At 31.1% G+C, this 15,808-nt stretch carries 14 protein-coding genes; all 14 read left to right on the plus strand.

Annotation, left to right across the window (positions count from 1 at the left end; genetic code table 11):
• Window positions 1-800, plus strand: an 800-nt coding sequence (locus tag ACH2BG_RS08775) for a beta-ketoacyl-[acyl-carrier-protein] synthase family protein (RefSeq protein ID WP_395047315.1), incomplete at its 5' end; no start/stop codon positions are given.
• Window positions 797-1,861, plus strand: coding sequence for a beta-ketoacyl synthase N-terminal-like domain-containing protein (locus ACH2BG_RS08780; protein ID WP_395047316.1), 1,065 nt, complete (start codon window positions 797-799; stop codon window positions 1,859-1,861). The genes ACH2BG_RS08775 and ACH2BG_RS08780, both read left to right, overlap by 4 nt.
• The gene (locus ACH2BG_RS08785) at window positions 1,855-2,631 is read left to right on the plus strand and encodes a polysaccharide deacetylase family protein (RefSeq protein ID WP_395047317.1); all 777 of its coding nucleotides are present in this window, start codon (window positions 1,855-1,857) and stop codon (window positions 2,629-2,631) included. Before ACH2BG_RS08780 ends, ACH2BG_RS08785 begins: the two co-directional genes overlap by 7 nt.
• Window positions 2,621-3,253 carry an outer membrane lipoprotein carrier protein LolA gene (locus ACH2BG_RS08790; RefSeq protein WP_395047318.1) on the plus strand — a complete coding sequence of 211 codons (633 nt, stop codon included), beginning with the start codon at window positions 2,621-2,623 and terminating at the stop codon, window positions 3,251-3,253. Before ACH2BG_RS08785 ends, ACH2BG_RS08790 begins: the two co-directional genes overlap by 11 nt.
• Window positions 3,222-3,854 (plus strand): hypothetical protein, encoded by a 633-nt coding sequence (locus tag ACH2BG_RS08795; RefSeq protein WP_395047319.1) that lies wholly within the window; start codon window positions 3,222-3,224, stop codon window positions 3,852-3,854. The genes ACH2BG_RS08790 and ACH2BG_RS08795 overlap by 32 nt, the downstream gene beginning before the upstream one ends.
• Window positions 3,855-3,856: 2 nt before the next feature.
• Complete coding sequence (locus tag ACH2BG_RS08800) at window positions 3,857-4,513, plus strand: outer membrane beta-barrel protein (RefSeq protein ID WP_395047320.1); 657 nt, start codon at window positions 3,857-3,859, stop codon at window positions 4,511-4,513.
• A gap of 7 nt (window positions 4,514-4,520) precedes the next feature.
• On the plus strand, window positions 4,521-4,892 hold the full coding sequence (locus tag ACH2BG_RS08805; protein WP_395047321.1) for a 3-hydroxyacyl-ACP dehydratase: 372 nt from the start codon (window positions 4,521-4,523) through the stop codon (window positions 4,890-4,892).
• Between the two features lie 2 nt (window positions 4,893-4,894).
• Complete coding sequence (locus ACH2BG_RS08810; RefSeq protein ID WP_395047322.1) at window positions 4,895-5,380, plus strand: hypothetical protein; 486 nt, start codon at window positions 4,895-4,897, stop codon at window positions 5,378-5,380.
• A gap of 12 nt (window positions 5,381-5,392) precedes the next feature.
• Entirely contained in the window at window positions 5,393-6,574 is a 1,182-nt protein-coding gene (locus tag ACH2BG_RS08815) for a DUF2062 domain-containing protein (protein WP_395047323.1), read from the plus strand.
• A 3-nt stretch (window positions 6,575-6,577) separates the two neighbouring features.
• Complete coding sequence (locus ACH2BG_RS08820; protein ID WP_395047324.1) at window positions 6,578-10,258, plus strand: 1-acyl-sn-glycerol-3-phosphate acyltransferase; 3,681 nt, start codon at window positions 6,578-6,580, stop codon at window positions 10,256-10,258.
• A complete protein-coding gene (locus tag ACH2BG_RS08825) occupies window positions 10,258-11,775 on the plus strand; it encodes a phytoene desaturase family protein (protein WP_395047325.1) in 1,518 nt (505 codons plus the stop codon). The genes ACH2BG_RS08820 and ACH2BG_RS08825 overlap by 1 nt, the downstream gene beginning before the upstream one ends.
• Before the next feature lie 7 nt (window positions 11,776-11,782).
• Window positions 11,783-13,453, plus strand: a complete 1,671-nt coding sequence (locus ACH2BG_RS08830; RefSeq protein ID WP_395047326.1) for a C45 family autoproteolytic acyltransferase/hydolase — start codon at window positions 11,783-11,785, stop codon at window positions 13,451-13,453.
• Between the two features lie 234 nt (window positions 13,454-13,687).
• The gene (locus ACH2BG_RS08835; RefSeq protein ID WP_395047327.1) at window positions 13,688-14,986 is read left to right on the plus strand and encodes a phenylacetate--CoA ligase; all 1,299 of its coding nucleotides are present in this window, start codon (window positions 13,688-13,690) and stop codon (window positions 14,984-14,986) included.
• Window positions 14,987-15,059: 73 nt separating this feature from the next.
• Window positions 15,060-15,808: tRNA dihydrouridine synthase (locus ACH2BG_RS08840; RefSeq protein ID WP_395047328.1), on the plus strand; the 749-nt coding region annotated here is incomplete at its 3' end.

Consider the following 15,808-nt stretch of genomic DNA (forward strand, 5'->3'; position numbering starts at 1 on the left):
ATGGTGGTGATGTGGCTCAAAAAATAGCTGATGAATTGGGTTTAAACGGAATGGTAACCACGATAAGTACGGCTTGTTCGTCTGCAGCCAATGCGATTATGTTGGGCGCACGATTGATAAAATCTGGAAAATTAGATCGAGTTATTGTAGGCGGAACCGATGCTTTGGCAAAATTTACTATCAACGGATTTAAAACTTTAATGATTTTATCGGACGGTTATAATATGCCATTTGATAATGATAGAAAAGGATTAAATTTAGGTGAAGCCGCAGCTTTTTTAGTGTTAGAATCTGACGAAATTGTAAAAAAAGAGAATAAAAAAGTATTAGCAAGAGTTTCTGGTTACGGAAATGCAAACGATGCTTTTCATCAAACGGCTTCTTCTGAAAACGGAGATGGTGCTTTTCTAGCAATGGAAAAAGCCTTTCAAGTTTCGGGTTTAGAACCAGAACAAATTGATTATATAAATGTGCATGGAACTGCAACACCAAACAATGATTTGTCTGAAGGAAGAGCAATAGTTAGAGTTTTTGGCGAAGAAAACATACCTGATTTTAGTTCAACAAAACCATTTACAGGTCACACATTAGCAGCCGCCGCAGCGATTGAAGCTGTTTATAGTGTTTTGGCAATTCAAAATAATGTGGTTTTTCCAAATATGAATTTCAAAACACCTATGGAAGAATTTAATATGATTCCACAAACCACTTTAAAACAAAAAAATATCAAACATGTTTTGTCTAATTCTTTTGGATTTGGAGGAAATTGTTCGACCGTAATTTTTTCAAAAAACGAATGAGAAAGACATATATAAATGGTGTAGGTTGTATTTCGGCTCAAAAAACGTTCGACACAATTTTTTTGGAAGAAGCAATAATAAATGAAACCACTAATGTTTTGCCATTAGAAATTCCTGTTTACAAAGATTTTATTTCGCCAACGGCAATTCGAAGAATGGCAAAAGGTGTAAAAAACGGAATTGTAGCTTCGGCATTAGCCATTAAAGAAGCAAATGTCGAAACTTTTGATGCTATCATTACAGGAACAGGAATGGGCTGTATAGACGATTCTGATAAATTTCTAAGGGCATTAATTGACAATAAAGAAGAATTTTTAACGCCAACTTCTTTTATCCAATCAACTCACAATACGGTTGGTTCTCAAATTGCTTTGGGATTGCAATGCAAAGCCTATAATTTCACTTATGTGAATGGTTCAGTTTCTTTCGAATCGGCACTTTTAGATGCAAAATTACAGTTTGATGAAAACGAAGCTTCCTCAATTTTAATTGGAGGAATAGACGAAATGAACGATTATACAGCATCACTTTTTAAGTTGGCTGGATTTATAAAACAAGATAACGAAAGTCCGTATAAAGTATTAAACTCAAATACAAAAGGTGTTGTGTATAGCGAAGGCGCTACTTTTTTTGTTCTCGAAGACAAAAAACAAGACAATTCGTATGCGGAAGTTTTAGATGTTGAAATCATTAATAAACTTAAAATTGATGCCGTTGAGGCAAAAATAATTGACTTTCTAAAATCAAATTCATTACAAGTTTCTGATATTGATGTAGTAGTTTTGGGTTATAACGGGGATGTAAAAACTGATGCTTTTTATAAAAATATTGCTGAAAACACTTTTGCAAAAACACAACAAGTTTATTACAAACATTTGTCTGGCGAATACAATACAGCCTCTGCTTTTGGATTGTGGGTTGGTGCAAAAATTATTAAAACAAAACAAATCCCTGAAATTCTAAAAGTGAATACGGTTGAAAAAACAGACTATAAAACCATACTTTTATACAACCAATACAAAGGAATCGATCATAGTTTTACCTTAATTTCGAAATGTTAAATTACCGAAATACAAATATTATTTTTTTTGTACTTCTCGCCTTGCTATTACTTTTTAGTTTTTTTGTAACGGTAAATTGGTGGTTATTTCTGTTGCTTTTTGTAGCCAGATTTATTGTTATAATTACGGGTTCTACTCAAATTCCTTTAAATTTTTTTTTAAAAGCGTATTGTAACAATCCGTTAGAAAAAGAAAAAAATATAGCACTAACATTCGATGACGGGCCACACGAAATGACGCTATTGGTTTTAGATGTTTTAAAAAAGTACAATACAAAAGCTACTTTTTTTTGTATTGGTAAAAATGTAGAAAAACATCCTGAAATTCTAAAAAAAATCATTGCTGAAGGACATCTTGTTGGAAATCATTCTTATGATCATTCTCGTCTTTTCGATTTTTACAGAAAAGACAAATTAATAGCCGAAATTGTAAAAACAGATGCTCTTATCGAAAAAATTTCAGGTAAAAAAACTATTTTGTTTCGTCCGCCTTTTGGGGTTACAAATCCTTCTATAAAGAAAGCTTTAGAAGTAACAAAACACCACGTTATTGGCTGGAATATTCGTTCGTTAGACGGAATTATTAAAAACGAAAAACTAGTTTTTAATAGAATAAAAAAACTAATTTCTCCTGGCGGAATTGTACTTTTGCACGACACTTCTTTACAATCTGTGAACGCATTGGAACAGTTATTGCAGTTTATTGAAGAAAATAAATATAAAGTCGTCTCGTTAGAGCAACTTTTAGACATCAAAGCTTATGAAGATTAAAATAGCTATAATTGCATTAATTTTATGTTTTTGCAACTTTTCATTACTCGCGCAAGAGCAAAAAATGACTGAAGCAGAAATAGTTTCTTTCAAAAAAACAGTCAAAGAAGTGGCAACAAAGATAAAAACTTTAACTACTGATTTTGTGCAATACAAACACCTAGATTTTTTATCGAAAGACATAGAAACTTCAGGGAAAATGGCATTTAAAGAGCCAAATATGTTGCAATGGCAATACAAAAAACCTTATAATTATAGCATTATTTTCAAAAATGGAAAGATTTTTATAGATGATGAAGGCAAGAAAAGTGCGATGGATGTGAGCAGTAGCAAAATCTTTGCAAAAATAAACAAACTCATTGTGGGAAGCGTAAGCGGTGATATGTTTGACGATAAGGAATTTGTAATATCTTATTTTAAAAATAAAACCAACAATATCACAAAGTTTATCCCAAAAGATGCAGCGTTAAAAAAATACATCAAACAAATTGAGTTAACTTTCGATAAAAATGATGCGACAGTAATTCAGGTAAAACTGCTAGAATCATCAGAAGATTACACACGTATTGTGTTGAAAAATAAAATATTAAATGCAAAAATCGACAATTCTATTTTTAATTAGTATGCTGTTTTTGGTTGCTTCTTGTGCTTCAAATAATCTCGAAAAAGAGTTGAAGCTAGTAACTTTAGAAAACACAATTTATAACGTTCCGTATTTTGCTAATCCGGAAATAGATTACGTCTATAAAGCAAACATTTCGGTTTATGGCAATGATTTGTCAGGGATTTTTATCGCGAAAAAAATAAATGCAGCCACACATAGAGTTGTTTTTACGACCGAATTTGGAAATAAATTATTAGATTTTGAAATTTCTGAAACTGATTTTAAAGTAAACTCGATTGTAGAGGAACTGAATAGAAAAATATTAATTAATACTTTAAAAACTGATTTTAGGTTGTTGTTAAAAAATCAATTTCAGATAAAAGAACAATTAGAAGACGCAGAAAATAAAGTGTATAAATCTGAAGATGGAACTCAGTTTAACTATTTTTTTGCATCAAAAAAAGAAAATAAACTCTACAAAATTGTACATGCAACCAAAAGAAAAGAGCAAATTAATATTAATTTTACCTCAGAAAACAATACTTTTGCCGAAAATATTATCATTCAACATTATAATATAAAATTGAGAATAGAATTAAATTATTTAAAGACAAATTAGAAATGAAAAAATTATTTATTGTTGCCATTATTGCATTATTAGGAATTACACAAACAGAAGCTCAAGTAACATTTAAGCCAGGATTAAGAGGGGGAGTGAACTTCTCTCACTTTACTCAAGGAGATGCTTATACGAGTTATACATATGATGGTAATGGAAACTATGTTTCAACGACAAATAACAATGACGATTTTAAAGCAAAAACTGATTTATATGTAGGTTTTTACGGCGCTTTACATCTTACAAAATATTACACATTGCAGCCTGAGATTAATTATTCTAGACAAGGTTCATATGTTGAATCAAGAGATGGCAATGTAGTGACTAGAACAAAATTTGATGTATCTTATCTTTCGATTGGAATACTTAATAAATTTACTTTTACAGACAAATTTAACTTTCATGTTGGTCCAACTTTAGATTTTGTTGTAGACAAAACAAGGTTTGTAAATAATAATTCTGATGATTTTTTCCTTTTCTCTGAATCAAACGATGTCGATTTGACATTAACAGCAGGATTTGGATATAATTTCACCAATAATTTTGGTTTAGAAGCAAGAGTGAAAAAAGGATTTATTTCGGTTTATGATTTTAATAATAGTAATCCAAAAAATGTTGTTTTCCAATTAGGAGCAACTTATACATTTGATATAAAATAAAAGAAACATGCTTTTAAAAGATTTTTATAAAGTAATTTCATTAGAAAAAAATGATAGTCAAAAACATTTGGCTATCATTTTTGTTAATGAAAAACACGAAGTTTTCAAAGGACATTTTCCAGGCAATCCTATTATGCCAGGCGTTTGTATGATGCAAATTATTAAAGAAATTACAGAGCAAATCACAGAAAGTTCTCTAATTATGCAGAATTTAACTAATGTTAAATTTATGGCATTAATAAATCCGGAAGTAACACCAGAATTACGGTTAGAACTTGATATTACAACAACTGACGATGATTTGATTAAAGTAAAAAACATAACTTATTTTAACGAAACTGTAGCTTTGAAATTGAGTAGCGTTTATAAAAAAGTATAACAATGAAATTTCTATTTTCTATTTTCTGCTTTCTGTTTTCTTTCAGTAATCCGGATATTTCTGAGATTAGAAAGTTGTATCCGAATGCAGCAAATTCAGAAGTTACATCAAAAGAATTTCTGTTAAAACTTTCAGACGTTACAACCGAAAGTAATAAAACATTAGTAGCTTATAAAGGATCAGCGATTACCATTTCTGCAAAATTTGAAAAGAAAATTTCAGACAAAATTAAAAACTTTAAAGAAGGCGCAAAGTTGGTTGAACTTGCTGTTGTAAGCGAACCAAACAACATCGAAATCCGATTAATCAGATTAAGTATTCAGGAAAATGTTCCTAAAATTGTAAAATACAACAAAAACAAAAAAGAAGACGCTACGTTTATTCTAGCACATTATAGCGAGCAATCTAATGCTTTGAGAGCTTATTTGAAAAGTTTTATAGTGCAATCTAAAAGTTTTTCTTCCGATGAAAAACAAACTATCAAATAGTTAAATTAGAAAATGGAAACTTTTATTCCCGAAATAAATCAAATAAAACCATTAAATTTTTGTGTTATTGTACCAACGTATAATAATCATAAAACATTAGCACGTGTTTTAGATTCTGTTTTAGAATATACCACAAATGTGATTGTTGTAAATGATGGTTCGACTGATTCGACGGCTGAAATTTTAAAAAACTACTCAAATCTTACTCAAATTCACCACCCAAAGAATGCTGGAAAAGGAATCGCATTACAAAACGGTTTCAAAAAAGCATTAGAACTTAATTTTGATTACGCCATTACTATCGATTCCGACGGACAACATTTCGCCTCAGATATTCCATTGTTTATTAATAAAATTAATGCAGATGGTGAAGAGTTACTGATAGGAAGTCGAAATATGACACAAGAAAACGTGCCTAAAAAAAGTAGTTTTGGAAACAAATTTTCTAATTTTTGGTTTTGGTTTGAAACAGGAATCAAGCTAGAAGACACGCAATCTGGTTATAGATTGTATCCAGTAAAAAAGATTCCTAAAAAATATTTTACAAACAAATTTGAGTTCGAAATCGAAGTGATTGTCCGCGCCGCTTGGAAAGGAATCACTGTAAAAAACATTCCTATTCAGGTTTTATATGATCCAACCGAAAGAGTTTCACATTTTAGACCATTTAAGGATTTTACTCGAATTAGTATTTTAAATACGATTTTAGTAGCAATTGTAATCTTTTATATCAAACCAAGAGATTTTTTTTTGAGATTAAAAAAAAAAGGAATTAAGAATTTTTTTCTAGAAAACATATTGCATAACGAGGATAGTAATGCAAAAAAATCCTTGTCTATTGCATTAGGAACTTTTATAGGAATTGCTCCTTTTTGGGGATTTCAGACGATAATTGTATTGTTTTTAGCTGTTTTTTTTAAGTTGAATAAACTCATTGCGTTTGCTTTTTCTAATGTTAGTTTTCCTGTTTTTATTCCTTTTATAATTTACGGATCTCTAAAAATGGGCAGTTATTTTGTCAAGACTGGGAAGCCATTATTGCTAGAGACTTCGATGACACTTGTCGACGTTCAAAACAACATTAGCCAGTATCTCATAGGAAGTTTTGTTTTAGCAACCATGGTGTCAATCATTTTTGGCCTTTCTGGGTATTTTTTATTAACGATTTTTAGTACTTTTAAAAGCAAAAAATAAAGCATGCAAAACTTCTTTTTTAACCTTAATACATTCGCTAATAAAAACAAATTGCTGTTTTCAGGAATTGTATTTGCGTTACTCTTATTTTTTGGTTTTTTTGCTTCAAGAATCTCTTTTCAAGAAAACATCACACAACTTATTCCCTCCAATGACCAATCTGGAGTTACATCAAAAGTATTAGAACAAGTTAATTTTGCTGATAAAATAACGATTATCATTAAAAGTAAAAGCAATGGTTCTCCTGATGATTTAACCCAATATGCTAATGAGTTTATTAATGAATTAGACAGTAAATGCAAACCTTATGTAGGGAAGCTTCAAGGAAAGATTGACGAAGAAAACATACAAGAAACCTTCGATTTTGTGTATGCTCATTTGCCTCTTTTTCTAGATAAAAGCGATTATGCAACCATTCAAAATAAAATAAATAGCGATAGTATTTCAAAAATTGTGGAAGCTGATTACAAATCGTTAGTTTCTCCCACAGGAATGGTTACTAAGGATTTTATATTGCAAGATCCACTAGGAATTTCATTTATTGCATTAAAAAAATTGCAACAACTAAGTATTGGTGATGATTTCGAATTGCATAATGGCTTCGTTTTAACCAAAGACAAAAAGAATTTGATGTTGTTTATCACAACAAAATTGCCTGCAAATGAAACCGATAAAAATACTTTATTCATTGACGAATTAGAAAAAATAAAAACCAATTTAGATTCTAATTTTGGGAATAAAGTGAGCATGAGTTATTTTGGAGCTACACCAGTTGCAGTTGCAAATGCGACACAAATAAAATCCGATGTGCAAAAAACGTCCATTTTTGCAACAGTAACTTTGATTCTTATTTTAGCTTTTTTTTACAAAAATATTGCAACGCCAATTCTCATTTTTATTCCTTCTATTTTTGGAGCCATTTTTGCCTTAGCGGTTTTGTACTTTTTTAAAGGAACAATTTCGGCAATTTCTCTAGGAATTAGTTCTATTTTATTAGGAGAAACAACGGATTATTCTATTTATGTCTTGACACATTTGCGGAACAAAAAAGACATTAAACTGCTGTATAAAGATATTTCAAAACCATTAATGCTCTGCGGAATTACAACAGGAATTACCTTTTTGTGCTTGTTTTTTATAAAATCGGAAGCTTTACAAGATTTGGCAATTTTTGCAGCTCTAAGTGTTGTTGCTACTTCGTTTTTCTCACTGGTTTTAATTCCACTTTTGTACAAATCAAAAAAAGAAATCGCAGTTCCAAAGTTAAATATTATCGATAAATCAGGTTCTTATTCCTATCACAAAAATAAATTTTTGATAGTTTCAGTTTTTGTTTTACTCATTATTTCGCTTTTCACATATTCGAAAGTTACTTTCAATAATGATTTGTCATCACTTAATTTTATGACGCCAGAATTAAAAAAGACTGAGAAATATTTAGAAAACATTGCCAATATTTCTTCAAAATCTATTTATCTGGTTACACATGGGAAAAATTACGAAGAAGTTTTAGAGAACAACAATAAATTATTTTCGGTATTAGAAAAAGATAAAAAATCAGGAGAAATTTTAAATTTTAGTTCGATTGGCGGAATTGTTTTTTCTGAGGAAATTCAGAAGCAAAAAATTCAGGATTGGAATATGTTTTGGTCTTCAGAAAAAAAGTCGAATCTAAAAAACAATTTAATTTCTAATGGAAATAAATATGGGTTTAAAGACACTACTTTTTCTCGTTTTTATGAAACTTTAAATCAAAATTTCAATGTAATTTCGTTTCAAGAATACGCAAAAGTAAAGTCATTTTTTTTAGAAGAATTTGTTGCCAATAAGAATGGTTTTTATACCGTGTCCACTTTGGTAAAAGTGCCAAACGATAAAAGAGATTCATTTGTAAATGATATAAAAAAGCAGGTGAACACAGTTGTAATTGACAGACAAGAAACAAATGAAGTGTTTTTAAACTCATTGAAAGCCAATTTCGAAAATCTCGAAAATTATTCTTTTATCATCATATTTTTAGTTCTTTTTATTGCTTTTAGAAGATTAGAATTAGCCATTGTAAGCATTATTCCAATATTAATTAGTTGGATTTTTACTACTGGAATTATGGGAATGTTCGGCATTCAGTTTAATGTGATTAATATTATTGTTTGCACACTAATCTTCGGAATTGGCGTCGATTACAGTATTTTTATGACTATGGCTTTGCAAAAAGAACACACTTTTGGGAAAGTTGAATTACCAACTTATAAAACGTCCATTTTACTATCAGTCGCGACAACTATTTTAGGAATTGGCGTTTTGATTTTTGCCAAACATCCAGCACTAAAATCTATTGCATTAATTGGAATTATCGGTATATTTTCATCTTTGATAATTACGTTTGTGATTCAGCCTTTGGTTTTTGCTTTTTTTGTAACCAATAGAACCAAAAAAGGAAAGCAACCATTCGAATTGCGTTCTTTTATTCATGGAATTCTTTCTTTTTTCTATTATGGTTTCGGTGGTTTTATCATGTCTGTTTTTAGTGTTACGATTCTAAAAATATTGCCATTTAAGACTGAAACTAAAATGAAATATTTCCGATATGTGATGTCAAAATTCATGAAATCGGTGCTTTATACCAATCCATTTGTAATTAAAAAAATTAGTAACATTGGAAACGAAAAATTTGACAAACCAGCAGTAATTATTGCTAATCACACGTCGTTTTTAGATATTTTATCGGTTGGTTTACTCAGTCCAAAAATTATTTATTTAGTGAGTGATTGGGTTTATAATTCGCCAGTTTTTGGTGGTGCAGTAAAAGCATCTGGTTTTTATCCAGTTTCTGAGGGTGTCGATGGCAGTTTAGAGCATTTGCGTCCTAAAATTGAAGAAGGTTATTCGATAGTGGTTTTTCCAGAAGGAACAAGATCTGAGAGCAATGTGATGAATCGTTTTCACAAAGGCGCTTTCTATATTGCCGACCATTTTAATTTAGATATCATTCCAATTCTTATTCACGGAAATTCTGAAACGCTTCCCAAAAATGATTTTATTATTTATGACGGTTCTATTACCATCAAAATTTTAGAAAGAATTACGCCGAATAATAGCGTTTTTGGTAATGATTATACTGAAAGAACAAAAAAAATAGGAACTTTTTTTAAACAAGAATTTCAAAAATTGCGTTACGAAACTGAGGATAAAAATTATTTCAAAAAAATGATTTTACTAAGTTTCGCTTATAAAGAAGCCGAAATTGTAAATGCTGTTAAAGCAGATTTGAAAAACAATTTACTTTGTTATTTTAACTTAAATAAACAGATTGGTAAAAAAGCGAAAACACTTCATTTATCCAATGATTTTGGGCAACTCGATGTGTTGTTAACCTTGCAAGAAGCCCAAAGAAGAGTAGATAATTATCTTGTAAATGAATTAAACAGGGATGTTGCCAAACAAAATCTTTGGACAAAAAAGCGAACCATAAACTATTTGACATCAGAAGATGAAATAGCTAAAAATTATGATGTTGTTTTAATTTCAGATGCGATAAACGATATCAATATTCAAAAAATAGTTCAGATTACCAGCACGATTCTATTAATTAATAATTTTAAGTTACTAAATTCGTTCCTTGATTCTGGTTTTGAAATCGAATTTGAAGATGACCAATTGATTGTTTTAAAGAAAAAATCTTAATGAAAGAGCATTACGACATAGTAATTATAGGAAGTGGTTTGGGCGGATTGGTTTCTGCAATTATATTAGCCAAGGAAGGTTATAGCGTTTGCGTACTCGAAAAAAATAATCAGTTTGGTGGGAATTTGCAAACTTTCGTAAGAGATAAAACCATTTTCGATACGGGAATTCATTATATTGGAGGATTAAGTGAGGGTCAGAATTTGTATAAATATTTTAAATATTTAGGCATTATGGACGATTTGAAACTCAAAAAAATGGACGAAGACGGATTTGATATCGTTTCTTTTGAAGATACAAATAAAGAATTTCCTCATGCGCAAGGTTATGAAAATTTCACCAACCAATTAGTAAAATTTTTTCCTGAAGAAAAAGAAAATATCCAGAAATATTGCAAAGAAGTTATCACAACTTGCGACTCATTTCCTTTGTATAATTTGCAACACGAAGGCGAATATGACAGTGAAATTTTATCTATAAATGCAAAGCAATTTATCGATGATGTAACCGAAAACAAAGAATTGCGAGCCGTTCTTGGCGGAACTAATTTTCTGTATGCAGGAATTGCCGACAAATCTCCTTTTTACGTTCACGCCTTGTCTGTAAACTCTTATATTCAGAGTTCTTATCGTTGCGTAAATGGCGGAAGTCAAATTACAAAACAACTCATAAAACAACTCAAAAAGCACGGCGGCGAAGTGTATAAATATAAAGAAGTTGTACAATTCGAATCGGAAGAAAACGATGTCAAACGAGCTGTGATGAAAGATGGAACTTCAGTTTCTGGAAACATTTTTATATCTAATGTAGATCCAAAAGCAACCTTAAAAATGGTTGGAGAAGACAAATTTAGAAAATCATATGTCAAACGAATTGATAGTTTAGAAGGTGTTTTTTCTCCTTTTAGTTTGTATATTGTTTTTAAACCAGAAACTTTCAAATACCGCAATCATAATTATTACCATTTTAAAAATAGTGAAGAAGTCTGGACGGCCCACGAATATGACGAACAATCTTGGCCAAAAGCATTCATGGCTTCTATGAATGCGGGAAAAGAATACGTTTGGGCGGACGGAATGACTTTTCTTACTTACATGAAATTCGACGAATTAAAAGCTTGGGAACATACTTATAATACAACAGCGGAGAAAGAAGATAGGGGAGAAACTTATGACGAATTTAAAGCTAGAAAAGCAGAAAAATTTCTTCAAGAAATTGAACTTAAATTCCCAGGAATTAGAGATTGTATAAAATCTGTTCATACATCGACACCATTGTCTTACCGTGATTATATAGGTGGTTACAAAGGAAATATGTATGGTTACGAAAAAGATGCAAACAATCCGATGAAAACATTTATAGCCTCAAAAACTAAACTAAACAACCTATATCTTACAGGTCAAAGTATCAATATGCATGGTGTTTTGGGTGTAACTATTGGCGCTGTTGTGACCTGTTCGGAAATTGTGGGCAAAGAATATTTGGTTGATAAAATCAATCAATTTACAGAAGAATAGATAAAATATGAAAAGACTTTTTCAATATTCAATTTTATCCCTATTTCTTTTGATGGTTTTCTCTTGTGGAACATCAAAATCATTGCATCACAAACTACAATTAGAAGCTTATAACAATACAATTCCTGTTGTACAAAAACAGTCTAATACACTTTTTTCAACAGGAAATAATTTCTTGCTTAAAAATAAACAAAACCTTTGGGAACTTTATGTAGAAGGTGATGCGCTCGAAAGAGGCTTGGCATTTGGAAGTTTGTCGGATAGTTTGTTGAAGAAACAAGAAGCCGTTTTTTTTTCAAAAATTAAAGATATAGTTCCTTCAAAATTCAAACAAAAATTACTAAGAATTTTCCTGAAATGGTATAATCGGAAATTATATTTGAATGTTACGGAAGAATACAAAACCGAAATCTACGGAATTTCTCAGTATTCATCGCATGATTTCGACAATATTGCACCGCCATATTTGCGAAGTTTGTATTTGCATGGCGCTCATGATATTGGCCACGCACTGCAGGATTTGGCATTGGTTGGCTGTTCTTCTTTTGCTGCTTGGGGAAATAAATCTGAAGATGGGAGCTTAATTTTAGGAAGAAATTTCGATTTTTACGCAGGCGATGATTTTGCCAAAGATAAAATCGTAGCTTTTGTAAATCCAAAACAGGGTTATCCGTTTATGATGGTCACTTGGGCAGGAATGATTGGCGCTTGTTCTGGTATGAATAACGAAGGTTTGACCATTACTATAAATGCTGGAAAATCGAAAATTCCACTCATAGCAAAAACACCAATTTCTATTTTTACTCGTGAAATTTTGCAATATGCTAAAAATATTGATGAAGCCATTGCTATTGCAAAAAAGCGACAAGTTTTTGTGTCAGAATCGATAATGATTGGAAGTGCCAATGATAAAAAAGCAATTTTAATTGAAGTTTCTCCAAATAATTTTGGTGTTTTTGATGTCGAAAACAGTAACCAATTGATTTGTTCTAATCATTTTCAAAGTGAAAACTTAAAGAATAATGATAGAAATAAATATCAAATAACAAATAGTCATTCTAAATATCGTTACGATAGGATGATCGAATTGTTTGATAAAAATTTAAAAATAAATCCAAAAAGCGCTTCTGAAATTCTTCGAAATAAAGAAGGTTTAAATAATCTGCCTTTGGGTTACGGTAACGAAAAAGCCTTAAACCAAATGATTGCCCATCACGGAATTATTTTCAAACCAGAGCAACGATTGGTTTGGGTTTCTGCAAATCCGTATCAATTGGGAGAATTTGTTTGTTATGATTTGAATAAAATTTTTAATAAAAACAAGACGACAGGAGAAATAGTTTCTCTGCAACAAGAAAATTTAAATATTCCAAAAGACGTTTTTTTAGAAACTGCTGAATATAAAAATTATGAGCTTTTTAGAATTGAAGACAGAAAAGCAGACGCGTTTTTAGAAGCTAAAAAAGAATTATCTTCGGATTTTGTTAAACAGTATCAATCTTTGAATCCTAATTATTGGGTTGTTTATTATAAAGTTGGATTGAATTTTTATCGGAAAAAGCAATATCAATTGGCAAAAGAGCAATTCGAAAAAGCGTTGACAAAAGAAATTACAACACTTCCCGAGAAATTAGAAATTGAGAAGTATTTAAAGAAAATAGAAAGAAAAATAAAATAATTGCCCAACTAGTGCCATAATAATTTTTGCCACAGATTTAAAAGATTCCCACGGATTTTTACAGTAATTTTGAATCCACATTTCATTAATCTGTGAAAATCTTTTAAATCTGTGGCAAAAATAAATTTAGTCCGTTTGGCGGACAGTCTAATAATTAATACAAAACTATGAATCCTAGATTTTACTTAAAAAGTTTAAAAAATCTATGTTTCTATGTGGTGAAAAAAAGCAAAAATGATTCCAAAAATAGAAACCGCAACAACCGAAGAAATTAAATCTTTTCAGGAGCAAAAACTTTTGGAATTACTAGCTTACGTAAACCAGAATTCACCTTATTACAAAAGACTTTTTGCAAAAGATAATATAGATGTAAAAAACATAAAAACCTTAGAAAATTTGCAGCTTTTGCCTTTAACTTCAAAAGAAGATTTACAAAAATATAATGATGATTTCTTATGTGTTCCCACTAATAAAATAATCGATTATGCCACAACATCTGGAACATTAGGCGAACCAGTAACTTTTGGATTGACCGATAATGATTTAGAAAGATTGGCCTATAACGAAGCAATTTCGTTCGATTGTGCAGGTATAAAAGAAGGAGATGTGGTGCAAATGATGACTACTATCGACCGAAGATTTATGGCTGGATTGGCTTACTTTTTAGGTTTGCGAAAAATGAAAGTAGGCGTAATTCGTGTGGGTGCAGGAATTCCTGAATTGCAATGGGATTCTATTCTAAAATACAAACCAACACATCTCATAACGGTTCCGTCATTTTTATTGAAACTAATAGAATATGCCGAAAATAACAATATCGATTATAATAAATCAAGTATAAAAGGTGCTATTTGTATTGGAGAATCTCTTCGGAATCAGGATTTCTCGATGAGTATTTTATCTAAAAAAATAACTGATAAATGGAATATTAAGTTGTTTTCGACTTACGCATCGACCGAAATGAGTACTGCATTTACCGAATGTGAACATTCAATTGGTGGTCACCATCATCCGGAATTAATTATTATCGAAGTGCTAGACGAGAATAATAAACCTGTAAAAAATGGTGAATCTGGCGAATTAACTTTCACTACAATTGGTGTAGAAGCTATGCCATTGGTTCGTTTCAAAACTGGCGATATTGTACAATTGCATTCTGAACCTTGCGCTTGCGGACGAAACACGTTGCGAGTTGGACCAGTAATTGGACGAAAACAACAAATGATAAAATACAAAGGAACCACTTTGTATCCGCCAGCGATGAATGATGTTTTAACTCATTTTGAAAACATAGAAAGTCATATTATTGAAATATCTACTAACGATTTAGGAACCGATGAGATTTTAATAAAAATTGCTGTCAAAAATAAATCGGAAGCATTTTTGCAAGAGCTGAAAGACCATTTTAGAGCCAAATTACGAGTAACTCCAAAAATTGAATTTACTACAAAGGAGATTTTAAACCCACTTATTTTTAATCCGATGAGTAGAAAACCAATCACTTTTTTCGATAAAAGAAAGAATGATTATTAGTTAAAAAAGCTGAAATCAAAAATCATTGCTCTTCATTCAAAAATCTTGTCCTATCTTTGCAAAAAAATAGACAATGCCTAAAATAGGTAACATCATATTGCCAGATTTCCCATTACTTCTCGCACCTATGGAAGACGTGAGCGATCCGCCATTCCGTAGATTGTGCAAATTGCACGGTGCCGATTTAATGTATTCGGAATTTATTTCTTCCGAAGGATTAATTCGTGACGCCATAAAAAGCAGACAAAAATTAGATATTTTCGATTACGAACGACCAGTTGGAATTCAAATTTTTGGTGGTGATGAAGAAGCTATGGCCATGTCTGCAAAAATTGTCGATGCCGTTCACCCTGATTTAGTAGACATTAATTATGGTTGCCCCGTAAAAAAAGTAGTTTGCAAAGGAGCAGGAGCAGGCGTTCTAAAAGATGTAGATCTTATGGTTCGGTTAACCAAAGCCGTTATAAGAAGTACCAATTTGCCAGTTACGGTAAAAACTCGTTTGGGTTGGGATGATAACTCTATTAATATTGATGAAGTTGCCGAACGTTTACAAGATATTGGTGTGCAAGCACTAACCGTTCATGCGAGAACAAGAGCACAAATGTATAAAGGACATTCGGACTGGACGCACATAGAAAGAGTAAAAAACAATCCAAGAATTACGATGCCTATTTTTGGAAATGGCGATATCGATTCTCCCGAAAAAGCATTAGAATATAACAATAAATTTGGTCTCGATGGTATGATGATAGGTCGTGCTGCGATAGGTTATCCTTGGATTTTTAACGAAATAAAGCATTATTTTGCCACAGGAGAACA

Source organism: Flavobacterium sp. (genome assembly GCF_043779715.1).
Taxonomy (GTDB): Bacteria; Bacteroidota; Bacteroidia; order Flavobacteriales; family Flavobacteriaceae; genus Flavobacterium.